Here is a 12,258-nt window from a genome sequence, read left to right on the forward strand (position 1 = left end):
ACGCACTGTCAGCGGCCGCCCTTCCGGGTCAGCGTGCAGGTGGCCTCGGCGGTCTTGTGCGGGTCGCTCACCGAGCGGGCGGTGAGGGTGAGGCGGCCCTGCGGGCGGGCGTCCGGCTTCGCGGCGACGGCGACGTCCACGTCGACCGTGGAGCCCGCCCTTGCGGTCGTCAGCTTGTTGGGCAGCCAGGCGGACCAGCCGCGGCCGGAGGCCTTGGCGGAGAGCCGGTAGACGTCGGAGCCGAGGTACCTGGCGACGTCCTCGGGGTGGTCGCCCGGCGGATCGGCGAACGCGCGGCCCGTGTTGGTCAGCGGGAAGGTGCAGGTGGCGCGGCTCTTGACGGGGTCGCCCGCCGCCTCGCCGCGGCCCAGCGCGGTGCCGCGGCGCTGCGGGCCCGAGCCGTCGAGGGACTTCACGGCGATCGTGTAGGAGAGCACGCCCGCGCGGGTGCGGTGGATGTCGGTGACGTAGAAGTGCAGGCGGTTGGCGCGGTCGACGTACTCGTAGGAACTGCCGGAGTCCGCCCCGGCGTGGAAGAGGGCGTCGCTGAGCTGGCGGTAGTCGCCCATGGTGATCTTCTGCGGGGTGCCGTCCGGGCGGACGAAGTCCACCATGTCGATGTCCTCGGGGTGGGCGTCGATCACCCAGGCGAACGGGGCCTTGTCGTCGTTCTTGGTCTTGGTGATCAGCACTCCGTTGTCCGGGGTGAAGGAGTCCATGCCCATGCGGTCCACGACCTCGAGGGTGTAGTTCTGATAGCCGCCGCCGTCGCACAGCGGGTCGGTGTCGCGGTCGCAGGCGGGGGACAGGTCGCGCGACATGGCGATGTTGACGCCGGCCAGGCCCTTCTTGCCGGGCGGCGCGGAGCGGGCGGTGACCCTGGCGACGGCCACGCCGGACTCGTCGAGCGCGTCACGGTCCAGGCGCAGCACGTTCTTCTCGTCGACGATCTCGAGCTGGAGCTTGTCCCGCAGGATGTGCTGGGAGCCCATCGAGCCGCCTTCGGTGGCCGGGATCTTCCAGCGGGTGTGCGGCCCGCCGGGACCGTTGAACGAGCCGCGCGAGAGCATGCTCCAGATGCCGGTGTAGGCGCGGCTCAGGGGCTTGCCGTAGGGGTTGTTGTAGTTGTCGCCGATGCCCAGGATGTGGCTGAGCTCATGGGCGTACACCCCCATGCCGGAGCTCTCGGCCTGGGTTGAGGAGCCGGCGGTGGCGTTGGGCCAGATGCGGGCCGCGGCCTGCCAGGAGGTCCACGGCACATAGCGGGTGGCGGCGGAGTTGCCGCCGGAGGCGATGGGGGAGGGCGGCCCCCAGGCGGCCGGTATCTCTCCCGCGGAGGCGAACTTCATCTGGCCGAACTCCTGCCAGGTGGAGGACTCGTCCTGGCCGGCGGTGAGGTAGAAGACGAAGTCGAACTCGGCGGCCTTCCGCTCGCCGACCTCGGCGACCCAGGCGGCCCTGCCGTTGTCGCGGATGTCCTTGCCGCAGGTGGTGACGGTCGGGCAGGCGCCGGGGTTCATGGCGGGCTCAATGCCGTACTGGAAGGACTTGAACGGCATGCGGTACACGCCGAAGGCCTCCAGGTCGACGCCGACGCGGCCGCCGGAGTCCTCCATCCAGTACTCGTTGATGGTGTGGCCGCGGTTGAGTGCACCCGGTTTGTTGAGGAAGTCCTCGTAGAACTTGGGCAGTTGCCCGCGCGGGACGTTGGCCGCGGTGGGCTGGGGATTGCCGAAGACGGTCGAGCCGGGCGGCCTGCTGACGGTGAACTCCTCGTCGGGATAGTCGAGGAGTACGAGTGCGCCCCTGAAGGTCTTCTCGGTGGGTTCGAGGCCGGGGTCGGCCCAGTTCGTGCCGGGGACGGAGCGGTACTCGCGCCAGGTCATGTCGTCGGGGTTGCGCCAGTTCTGCGGGTCGATGGGCCGGGCCAGGGAGGGCCGGACCTCGCCGGCCGTGCCGGTGTCGTCGGGCGTCGCCTGTGCGGTGCCGACGGCGGCGGCCGCCAGGGCGGCGAGGACGGCGGCGACGACGGTGGTGCGCCGGGCCGGATGTCCGTGCTTGGAGCGTCTGCGCTCGGGGCGTCTGTGCGTGGAGCGTCTGTGACGGAGGAACATGGCTTACCTCGTGCCTCTTGCCGGGACAAAATGGACAAGTGCATGACAAGCCGTTCGAGTGGTGCGTCCACCGCTGCCAAGGTAGGCCGCCCGCAGCGGTGATGCCAGAGCGCCTCTGGGACCGCTCCCGTGACTGGTCCCGCACGGGTCACGGTGCGTCAAGAGCCGCCGCGGCGGGCAGGATTGGCTTCCTGTCGCCGAGCGAACCGCACACCGGCCCGCTCGGCGCCTCCCCGCGGAAGGAGCCGATCATGGCAGGCGACCGGCACGGTCACCCGATGTCACGCACCAGCACCGAGGCCGTCGACCACTACGAGCAAGCCCTGGAACATCTGCTGTTCTTCCGCGCCGAGGTGGCCGACGCGGCCGGGCAGGTGCTGTCCGCCGCCCCGCGCTCCGTCATGGGCCACGTCCTCGCCGCCCATCTCGGCCTGCTCGGCACCGAGGAGAAGGACGCCGCCGGCGCCCGCGCCACCTTCGAGCGCTTCAAGGAACACGTCCACCGCGGCGAGATGACACCGCGCGAGCGCATGCACGTCGCCGCCGCCACCTCCTGGCTCAAGGGCGACCTCCACCGGGCGGGCCGGGTGCTCGGCGAGATCTCCGTGGAGTACCCGCGCGACGTGCTCGCCCTGGCCGTCGGCCACCAGATCGACTTCTTCACCGGCAACGCGCCACGGCTGCGCGACCGCATCGGCGGCGCGCTCTCCGCCTGGGACACGGCGGACCCGCACTACGGCCCCGTCCTCGGCATGTACGCCTTCGGCCTGGAGGAAGCCAGCCACTACGAGCAGGCCAGGGAGACGGGCCTGGCGGCCGTCGACCGGCGGCCGCGCGACGTGTGGGCCATCCACGCCGTGGTGCACACCTACGAGATGCAGGGCCGGTTCGCCGACGGCATCCGCTACCTGGACGCACGCGCCGCGGACTGGGCGGCGGGCAACTACCTGAACGTGCACAACTGGTGGCACTACTGCCTCTACGCCCTGGAGGCCGGCGACGTCTCCCGCGTACTGGCGATCTACGACAGCGCCCTGCACCACGCCGGATCGACGGGCGCGGCGATGGAACTCCTGGACGCGGCGGCGCTCCTGTGGCGGCTGTACCTGGCAGGCCAGGACGCGGGGGACCGGTGGCAGCGGCTCGCCGACGCCTGGGCCGCCCGCCACGACGGCGCGTACTACGCCTTCAACGACGTGCACGCGGTGATGGCGTACACCGGCGCGGGCCGCACCGCCGAAGCCGAACGCCTGGTGCGCGACCGCGAGCGCTACGTCGCGGGCAGCGGACCCCGCCTGTCCAACCACGCCATGACCGCCGACGTCGGGCTGCCCGTGTGCCGCGCGCTGATCGCCTACGGAAACCGGCACTACGACCGGGCCGTCGACCTCCTGCTCCCCGTCCGGCACCGCCTGGGCGAGTACGGCGGAAGCCACGCCCAGCGCGACGCCGTGCACAAGACCCTGCTGGAGGCCGCCCTGCGCGCGGGCCGCCACGAGCTGGCCCGCACCCTGCTGAGCGAGCGCGCCAACCTGCGCCCCGTCTGCCCGTACAACTGGCTGGCGCGGGCACGTCTTGCCGACGCGCTGGGAGAGGGCGCGCAGGCCGCCGCGGCCCGCGCCACGGCGGCGGACCAGGCGGCCGAGGGCATGGCGGCCCTCGAGCGCTGAGGCGGAATCCGGCCATCAGCCGTGTGCACCGCCTCCCGGCGACGATGCGTGTGTAGTGCAGACATACCGGCCGAGCTGGGGCGGGGCAGAAGGGGAACCGAAAGTTCCGCGCCAATGATGAAACAACCGTTGACACGTGACTGCACCCTGTGGCCTAGAAAGGGAGATCCGCTCTCCTCCCATGGGATGACATCGCGCGCAGTGCACTACAGCGACCGTGGGCCGATAGTCCGGCTCGCAGGCGGACTTGTGGCCCCCATTCGGCATCGAGGATGGAGAGGCATCCTGCTGGACCCGCTGACGTGCGCCGACCGCACCGGCAGAGGGTCGTCCACGCCTGCCGAACTCGACGGGAGTCCCTTTCGCCGTGGCTACGTTCCTGTACAAACTAGGCCGCCTTGCCTTCCGGCGACGCCGCTATGTGGCGTTGCTCTGGGTGGGGCTGATGGCCGGTGCCATCTTCGCCGCCTCGGCCGCACCTGCCGCACCCGAAGACTCCTTCTCGATGCCGGGAACGGAATCGCAGAAGGCCTTCGACCGCCTTGAGGAGCGCTTCCCCGACGCCAGCGCCGACGGCGCGAGCGCTCGTGTCGTCATCCGCGCCCCCGAGGGCGAGAAGATCGACTCCGCCAAGCCCAAGGCCGAGGTCGAGAAGATGGTCGCGGCCATCGGCAAGGGCCCGCAGGTCGGCTCTGTCGACGACCCGTTCAAGGCCAAGACCGTCAGCAAGGACGGCTCCACCGCCTACGCGTCGGTCACCTACAAGGTGCCCGCCACCGAGCTCACCGACGAGGCCAGGGACGCGCTGACCAAGGCCACCGACCAGACCCGCGACGCGGGCCTGACGGTCGAGACCGGCGGTGACGCCGTCATGGCCGAGCAGGAGATGGGCGGCAGCGCCGAACTCATCGGCATCGCGATATCCGCGGTCGTCCTGATCCTCACCTTCGGCTCGCTGGTCGCCGCGGGCATGCCGCTGCTGACCGCGATCATCGGCGTGGGCATCGGCATCTCCGGCATCGCGGCGCTCGGCAGCACGCTGGACCTCTCCGCCACGACCTCCACGCTCGCGATGATGATCGGCCTCGCCGTCGGCATCGACTACGCCCTCTTCATCGTCTCCCGCTACCGGGCGGAGATAGCCGAGGGCCGCGAACCCGAGGAAGCGGCGGGCCGGGCCACCGGAACCGCGGGCTCCGCCGTCGTGTTCGCCGGCCTCACCGTCGTCGTCGCCCTCTCGGGCCTCGCGATCGTCAACATCCCGATCCTCACCAAGATGGGCCTGGCCGCGGCGGCCACCGTCGTGATCGCCGTCCTCATCGCGCTCACCATGATCCCCGCGCTGCTCGGCTTCGCGGGCCGCAAGGTGCTGCGCCGCAAGGACCGCAAGAAGTCCGCGAGCGAGCTCCAGGACCCGAACGCCAAGCCGAAGCTCGGCACCCGCTGGGCGCGCTTCGTACTGCGCCACCCGCTCGCCGTGCTCCTGGTCGCCGTCGTCGGCCTCGGCACGATCGCCGTCCCGGCCGCCAGCCTGGAACTGGGCCTGCCCGACGAGGGCTCCTCGGCGCCGGACACCACCCAGCGCAAGGCCTACGACATGCTGTCGGAGTCCTTCGGCGCCGGCTTCAACGGCCCGCTGATGGTCACCATCAGCAAGGACGCCGACGTGGCGGGAGCCGCCAAGACCGTCGGCGACTCGCTCGCCAAGATCGACGGCGTCGCCGCGGTGACGCCCGCCCAGCCCAACAAGGCCGGGGACACCGCGATCATGAACGTCGTCCCGGAGACCGGGCCGAGCGACCACGAGACCGAGGAACTGGTCAAGTCGATCCGCTCGACCGCCGACGGCATCGGGGCCGACACCGGCTCCGAGATCCTGGTCACCGGCCAGACCGCGATGACCATCGACTTCTCGCAGACCCTGGACGACGCGCTCCTGCCCTACCTCGGCCTCGTCGTCGGCCTGGCGTTCCTGCTCCTGATGCTGGTCTTCCGCTCGGTCCTCGTCCCGCTCAAGGCGGCGCTCGGCTTCCTGCTCTCGGTGGCCGCCGCGCTCGGCGCCGTCGTCGCGGTCTTCCAGTGGGGCTGGCTCGCGGACGTCGTGGGCGTCGACCAGCCGGGCCCGATCATGAGCATGATGCCGATCTTCATGATCGGTGTGGTCTTCGGCCTGGCGATGGACTACGAGGTCTTCCTCGTGACGCGCATGCGTGAGGCGTACGTCCACGGGGCGCGCCCGGGCGAGTCGGTCGTCACCGGCTTCACCCACGGCGGACGGGTCGTGGCCGCGGCCGCGGTCATCATGATCAGCGTCTTCTCCGGCTTCATCATGGAGAACGACGACATGATCAAGATGATGGGCTTCGGCCTGGCCGTCGCCGTCCTCTTCGACGCCTTCGTCGTCCGCATGGCGATCGTGCCCGCCGTCCTCGCCCTGCTCGGCAAGTCCGCCTGGTGGCTGCCGCGCTGGCTGGACAAGGCGCTGCCGAACGTGGACGTGGAGGGCGAGAAGCTCCACAAGAACCTCGGTGACACCGGCTCGCCCGACGCCGAGACGGACCGGGAGCTCGCACGCGTGGGCCGCTGACACACCGCAGCAGCCGCGCCGCACGGGCGGGCCGGCCGGGACACCCCCACTGACCAGTGGGGGAGCGTCCTGGCCGGCCCGCCCGGTTCTTTTTCCCTCTTTCCCCGGGTTCGCCGACGAGGTCTGCCGACGGGGTGCGTCGGTTGCGCCGACTGCCGCAGTCGGCAGGGCGCGCCCAGATGGTCGGCCGGAAGCTGACCCCATGCGTGTCTTCCCCACGCGGTCCGGGTCGCGCCTGCCGAACGCCCTGCGCGGTGCGCTGGGGGTGCTGCCCGGCGCGACGGCCGTCGGACTGCTGCTGGTGTGCGCGGCCGGCATCGATCCCGCGGTGCCCGCCGGCGACGGAACCTCCCTCCGGGCGACCGCCCCCGGACGCCGCTCCGTCATGCCCGCCGCCGCTCGGCCCGCGCGCCCGGTGCCCTCGTCGTACGCGGCGTTCCGCGCGGCACCCCCGCGCATCCTGCCCCGCACGGCCTGGCTGGCGCCGGGGACGGCCACCCCGCCGCCCGCCCGCTACGCGGACCGCGTCGAGGCCGTCTTCGTCCACCACACCGACTCCCCGAACGGTTACGACTGCGACGACGCCCCGCGCATCATCCGCTCGCTGTACACCGGACAGGAGGCGGACAGGGACTGGGACGACATCGGCTACAACTTCCTCGTGGACCGCTGCGGCACGCTCTACGAGGGGCGTGCGGGCGGCACCGACAAGCCCGTCGTCGGGGCGCACGCGCAGGGCTTCAACCGGGGTTCGACGGGCGTGGCCGCGATCGGCACGTTCACGGCGGGAACCCCGGTGCCCGAGGCCATGACCGACGCCATCGCGGCGCTCGCCGCCTGGAAGCTCGGCCTCTCGGGTGTCGACCCGCGCGGTTCGGCGCTGCTGGTCTCCACCAACAGCCGCAGCCGGTTCGCGGCAGGAACCGGCGCGGTCTTCCACACGGTCGCGGCCCACAAGGACGGTTACGCCACGTCCTGCCCCGGAGCGTCCCTGACCGCCGAGATGCCGGCGATCAGAGAAGCCGCCGCCCGGCTCCAGGGCAGATGACACACCCATCGGGCGGCCCGGTCGTCGAACTTGCCGCAAACCGCTGAAGTTCGCACCGGCAACGGATCAACACCCCCCGAAATATCGGGTGGGAGCCGCAGGCAGCCGCCTGCCATGATGCCGATCATGAGCAGCGATCTGCGGCGGAGGTACGCCGCGTACCGATGGACCCCCGCGACGGACGGCGCATCGGGCGCCGAGGTGCACCACCTCACCGGAGCGGGCACGGGCGAACCCGAGTTGTACGTGAAGACCGCCCCCGTCACGTACGACGGCTCACCCTCCGACCTGTCGGGCGAGGCCGACCGCCTCGCCTGGCTCGCCGGCCGCGGCATCCCGGTGCCGCGCATCGTCGAGCGGGGCGCCGACGACCGCGTGGCGTGGCTGGTGACCGAGGCGGTGCCCGGCAGGCCGGCCGCCGACGAGTGGCCCCCGGCGCAGCGGTTCGCGGTGGCCGAGTCGCTCGCCGACCTCGCCGTGGCCCTGCACCGACTGCCCCCGGAGGACTGCCCGTTCGACCGCGCCCTGCCGGTCACCATGGAACAGGCCGCACGCCACCTGGCCGAGGGCCAGCTGGACCTGGACGACCTGGACGAGGAGCGCGCCGGATGGACCGGGCAGCGCCTCCTCGACGAGCTGCACCGCACCCGCCCGGCGGCGGAGGACCTGGTCGTCACCCACGGCGACCTCACCCCGGAGAACGTCCTGCTCGACCCCGACACCTGCCGCGTCACCGGGATCATCGACGTCGTCCGCCTCGGCAGGGCGGACCGGCACACCGATCTCGCCGTCATTCTGCGGGAGTTGGCGTACGAGGAGGACCCGTGGTTCGGACCCGAGTATGCCGAACGGTTCCTGCGGAGGTACGAGGAGCGGACGGCGGTCACGGTCGACAAGGAGAAGCTGGACTTCTACCGGCTGCTCGACGAATTCTTCTGACTCCGCCCGGGAGCGGGCGGTCCGGCGGTCAGCCCCTGCCCGCGTCGAGGAGCACGTGTCCGGCCGGTGTGAGCGTGTGCAGGACCCTCTTGCCGTCGCGGGTCTGTGCGGCGAGTCCGGCGCGGCGCAGGACGGTGGCGTGTTCGCTGGCGCTCGCGGGGGCGATACGGGCGTGTGAGGCGAGTTGGCCCGTGGTGCAGGCGGGGTGGTCGCCGATGGCACGCAGCACGGTCGCACGGGTCCGGCCCAGGAGCGCGGTCAGGGCGGGCGGAGCGTCGGAGCCGGTCAGCGCTTCGGCGGTGAACACGGCGGGCACGGCGCCCGGCCGGTCGTCGTGCAGGGGATAGGTGATCCAGGGCTGGGGTTCGGCGGTGTCGTCCAGAGCGGGGTAGTGCGACCCGAACAGGGTGGGGATCAGGAGGAGCCCGCGCCCGCCGAGGCGGACGTCGGCGTCCCGTCCGGAAGCCATGGTCAGGTGCAGGACGGGCGGATCCCAGGTGATGTAGCGGGGGTTGAGCCCGCTCAGGAGACGCTCGACGCCGTGCCCGGCCAGTTGCTGGAGCCTGCGGGTCCGGTCGACCTGGGCGAGCCTGTCGATGCGTGACCAGTACGGCGCGATGAAGTGCTGGTGGGCATGGGCGACCGTGTCCGCCAACTCTCCCACCAGGGAAGGGTCCCGGCCGAGTGAGCGGACGGCCGGCGAGAGGCCCCGGGTGCGGCCGGGCGCCCACTGCCGCAGATCCTTCCGGACGCGGTCGGCAGGTGTGCCGCGCAGCCGGTCGACCAGGTCGTCCGGGTGGCCCTCGCCGCTCAGGTCCAGGAAGTCCACCGCCGCGCCGGTGGCGGGGATCAGCTCGCACAACGTCCCTATCCGGGGCGGCAGATGCCGGGCCGCCCGGCTGCGCCAGGCGTCGAACCGGACCGGGTGGGAGCGCTCCTGGAGCAATCGGACGGCGATCTCCAGTTCGAGCAAGGGCCGTGGCGCCGCGGCCAGTCGGGTGCGGGCCAGGTCTTCGGCGGTGAGGTGGATACGCAACGTCACCCGGGCGATCCTCCTCGCGGCCTTCGATTCGGGCCAGCCCGAAACGAGTCGATCAGTGGCGGCCGGCGGCCAACACTGGCGGGGCCGGGAGAACGCAGCACCGTCCCGGCCAGGGGGGGAGGACGGCGCCGCGCGGCACCTCGCTGCCCGCGGCGCCGGTGCCCGCCCCCGTTCTCCCACCGCTCCACTCCGACGGAAGGAAAATCTGTGCGTCACATGAAGAAGGCCGCCCTGCTCGTGTCCGCGACGGCTCTGACCACCGCGCTCGCTGCCACGCCCGCGGTGGCCGACACGCACGGGAGCAGCGCTCCGAAGGCCACCGCGTCCTCCGCCGCGAGCGAGGCGGCCGACAGGTCCGCGGACGAGTTCGGCGCGATGTCGTGGATCTATGTGGGCACCTACCGCACCCTGTCCGCGTGCGAGGCCGACGGCCGGAACTCCATCTACTCCGAGTGGGACTGCAAGAAGAACCCCAGCAGCGGCAAGTGGCAGCTGTGGGTGAACGACGAGTCCTGATCGACTGTCGAAGGCGCTGAGGCGCTGAGGCGCTGAGGCGCTGAGGAGTTGAGAACGACCGGCCATTGAGCGTCCAGGGCCCCCACCCCGAGGGTGGGGGCCCTGGACGTTCGGGGCCGCCAGACCTACGCATGGCCTCTGAGCAGGGGCGTACGCGGTGGTGGTGTGCGCTCGGGTGTGACACCGGCGCGACCGCCGTGCAAGTTGTCAGGGCGATTTTTGCGCACTAGTGTCACCACGCCTTGGTGCTCGGGAAATCCGGTGTGATGCCGGTGCGGCCCTCGCCACTGTGATCGGGAAGTCCGGCTCCAGCCCTCGCGGCAGCCACTGGGTACACGCGTACCCGGGAAGGCGGAGTCCGGTCGGTACGACCCGTCAGCCAGGAGACCGGCCAAGGCACGTTGTCCATCCACGAGGTGCTGGAGAGGGTCTGCTGAGCCATGCACATAGCCGAGGGTTTCCTCCCGCCGGCGCACGCGATCGCCTGGGGCGTAGCGTCCGCGCCGTTCGTCGTCCACGGAGTCCGCTCCCTGACCCGTGAAGTCAAGGAACATCCGGAGAGCACGCTGCTCCTCGGAGCCTCCGGGGCCTTCACGTTTGTCCTTTCCGCGTTGAAAATCCCCTCGGTGACGGGCAGTTGCTCGCATCCGACGGGGACCGGGCTCGGGGCGATCCTGTTCCGGCCACCGATCATGACGGTGCTCGGCACCATCACCCTGCTCTTCCAGGCACTGCTGCTCGCCCACGGCGGACTCACCACCCTGGGCGCCAACGTGTTCTCCATGGCGATCATCGGCCCCTGGGCGGGTTACGCGGTCTACCGGCTCCTGAGGCGGTACGACGTGCCGCTCATGGTCACCGTGTTCTTCGGGGCGTTCGTCGCCGACCTGACCACGTACTGCGTCACCAGTGTCCAGCTGGCCCTGGCGTTCCCCGACCCCGGCAGCGGTTTCCTGGGCGCCCTGGGCAAGTTCGGCGGCATCTTCGCCGTCACCCAGATCCCCCTGGCGGTCAGCGAAGGCCTGCTCACCGTCCTGGTGATGCGCCTGCTCGTGCAGTCCAGCAAGGGCGAGCTCACCCGCCTCGGCGTACTGCTGCAGCGCAAGCAGGCGGACACCACGAAGAAGGCGGACACGACGAAGAAGACCGAGACGGGGGCCAGCGCCTGATGAGCCGGAACGCGAAGATCAACACACTGCTGCTCCTCATCGTCGCCGCGCTCGCGGTGCTTCCCCTGGCGCTCGGTCTCGGCGACGACGAGGAAGAGCCGTTCGCAGGCGCCGACGCCCAGGCCGAGACGGCGATCACCGAGATCGACCCGGACTATGATCCATGGTTCTCGCCGCTGTACGAACCCCCGTCCGGGGAAGTCGAGTCGGCGCTGTTCGCTCTACAGGCGGCCATCGGCGCGGGCGTCCTCGCCTACTACTTCGGGCTGCGCAAGGGCCGCCGCCAGGGCGCGGAACAGGCCCGGGCGGAAGCGGCACGGCCCGAAGCGGCGCGGCCGGAGGCGTCGGACGGCTCCGACGAGCCGGTCGACGCGGGCGGCCCCCGGTCCGGGACCGAGCGGGTCTGACCCGGCGTGCTGCCCATCGACGCGGCGGCGCACAGCAGTCGCTGGCGCCGCCGGCATCCCGTGGACAAGGCCGTGCTCGGTCTCGGCCTCACCGTCCTGGCCATCTCGCTGCCGCCCTGGCCGGGCGCCGTCCTGGTGCTGGTCGCCGCACTCGCCCTGCTGCTGGGCCCGGCGGGCGTGCCGCCGGGCAAACTGTGGCGCGCCTACCGCGTGCCGCTCGGCTTCTGCGTGACCGGCGCCCTGACCCTGCTCATTCAGGTCGGCGGTCCCGGCGGGTTCGTGGCGTTCGCGGACGGCGGCCCGGCGCGGGCGGGCGGTCTGCTCCTGCGGACCTCCGCGGCCTCGCTCGGCGTGCTCCTGTTCGCCTTCACCACGCCCATGTCGGACCTGCTGCCCCGCCTGGTGAAGGCGGGGGTGCCCGCGCCGGTCGTGGACGTGGCGCTGGTCACGTACCGGATGAGCTTCCTGCTCCTGGACTCCATGAGCCGGATCCGGCAGGCGCAGGCCGCCCGGCTCGGCCACACCACCCGCGCCGCCACCTGGCGTTCCCTCGCCGGTCTCGGCGCCACCGCGTTCGTGCGCGCCTTCGACCGGGCGAGCCGGCTGCAGGCCGGGCTCGCCGGGCGTGGCTACGACGGCACCCTGCGCGTCCTCGTGCCCGAGGCCCGGATATCACGGCCCTTCCTCGCCGCCGGCGCGGCACTGCTCGTGGGCCTGGTGGCCCTGACCCTCGTACTGGAAAGGTTCCTGCCATGAGCGCCACGAG

Annotated in this window: 10 protein-coding genes and 1 riboswitch; of the genes, 8 read left to right on the forward strand and 2 right to left on the reverse strand. The window is 71.7% G+C overall.

The annotated features are described in order from the left end of the window. Positions 1-8: 8 nt before the first annotated feature. A complete protein-coding gene (locus tag ACZ7LU_RS20860) occupies positions 9-2,114 on the reverse strand; it encodes a M6 family metalloprotease domain-containing protein (protein ID WP_471917553.1) in 2,106 nt (701 codons plus the stop codon). 251 nt (positions 2,115-2,365) lie between these two features. On the opposite strand from ACZ7LU_RS20860, the gene ACZ7LU_RS20865 reads away from it, so the two are divergent. From ACZ7LU_RS20865 to ACZ7LU_RS20880, 4 genes are all read left to right on the forward strand, one after another. Then, positions 2,366-3,784: a tetratricopeptide repeat protein gene (locus tag ACZ7LU_RS20865; protein WP_471917554.1), complete on the forward strand. Its 1,419-nt coding sequence runs from the start codon at positions 2,366-2,368 to the stop codon at positions 3,782-3,784. A gap of 367 nt (positions 3,785-4,151) precedes the next feature. Beyond that, positions 4,152-6,371 (forward strand): MMPL family transporter, encoded by a 2,220-nt coding sequence (locus ACZ7LU_RS20870; RefSeq protein WP_398306588.1) that lies wholly within the window; start codon positions 4,152-4,154, stop codon positions 6,369-6,371. Between the two features lie 202 nt (positions 6,372-6,573). After that, positions 6,574-7,419 carry a peptidoglycan recognition protein family protein gene (locus ACZ7LU_RS20875; RefSeq protein WP_471917555.1) on the forward strand — a complete coding sequence of 282 codons (846 nt, stop codon included), beginning with the start codon at positions 6,574-6,576 and terminating at the stop codon, positions 7,417-7,419. 123 nt (positions 7,420-7,542) lie between these two features. Continuing rightward, the gene (locus ACZ7LU_RS20880; protein WP_471917775.1) at positions 7,543-8,358 is read left to right on the forward strand and encodes an APH(3') family aminoglycoside O-phosphotransferase; all 816 of its coding nucleotides are present in this window, start codon (positions 7,543-7,545) and stop codon (positions 8,356-8,358) included. Positions 8,359-8,386: 28 nt separating this feature from the next. Here the strand turns inward: ACZ7LU_RS20880 and ACZ7LU_RS20885 are convergent, their stop codons facing one another. After that, on the reverse strand, positions 8,387-9,400 hold the full coding sequence (locus tag ACZ7LU_RS20885) for an ArsR/SmtB family transcription factor (protein WP_471917556.1): 1,014 nt from the start codon (positions 9,398-9,400) through the stop codon (positions 8,387-8,389). Between the two features lie 207 nt (positions 9,401-9,607). Between ACZ7LU_RS20885 and ACZ7LU_RS20890 the strand changes: the two genes are divergently transcribed. The 4 genes from ACZ7LU_RS20890 (at position 9,608) to cbiQ (ending at position 12,248) form a co-directional block, all read left to right on the forward strand. Further along, on the forward strand, positions 9,608-9,916 hold the full coding sequence (locus tag ACZ7LU_RS20890) for a hypothetical protein (RefSeq protein WP_398306582.1): 309 nt from the start codon (positions 9,608-9,610) through the stop codon (positions 9,914-9,916). Between the two features lie 226 nt (positions 9,917-10,142). Further along, positions 10,143-10,326: riboswitch (cobalamin riboswitch) on the forward strand. Between the two features lie 30 nt (positions 10,327-10,356). Beyond that, positions 10,357-11,085, forward strand: a complete 729-nt coding sequence (locus tag ACZ7LU_RS20895; protein ID WP_398306580.1) for an energy-coupling factor ABC transporter permease — start codon at positions 10,357-10,359, stop codon at positions 11,083-11,085. Beyond that, positions 11,085-11,492 carry an energy-coupling factor ABC transporter substrate-binding protein gene (locus ACZ7LU_RS20900; protein WP_468088749.1) on the forward strand — a complete coding sequence of 136 codons (408 nt, stop codon included), beginning with the start codon at positions 11,085-11,087 and terminating at the stop codon, positions 11,490-11,492. The genes ACZ7LU_RS20895 and ACZ7LU_RS20900 overlap by 1 nt, the downstream gene beginning before the upstream one ends. 6 nt (positions 11,493-11,498) lie before the next feature. Continuing rightward, complete coding sequence (gene cbiQ / locus ACZ7LU_RS20905; protein ID WP_471917557.1) at positions 11,499-12,248, forward strand: cobalt ECF transporter T component CbiQ; 750 nt, start codon at positions 11,499-11,501, stop codon at positions 12,246-12,248. Positions 12,249-12,258: the final 10 nt, after the last annotated feature.

It is taken from the genome of Streptomyces sp. NPDC039462, from assembly GCF_055639375.1.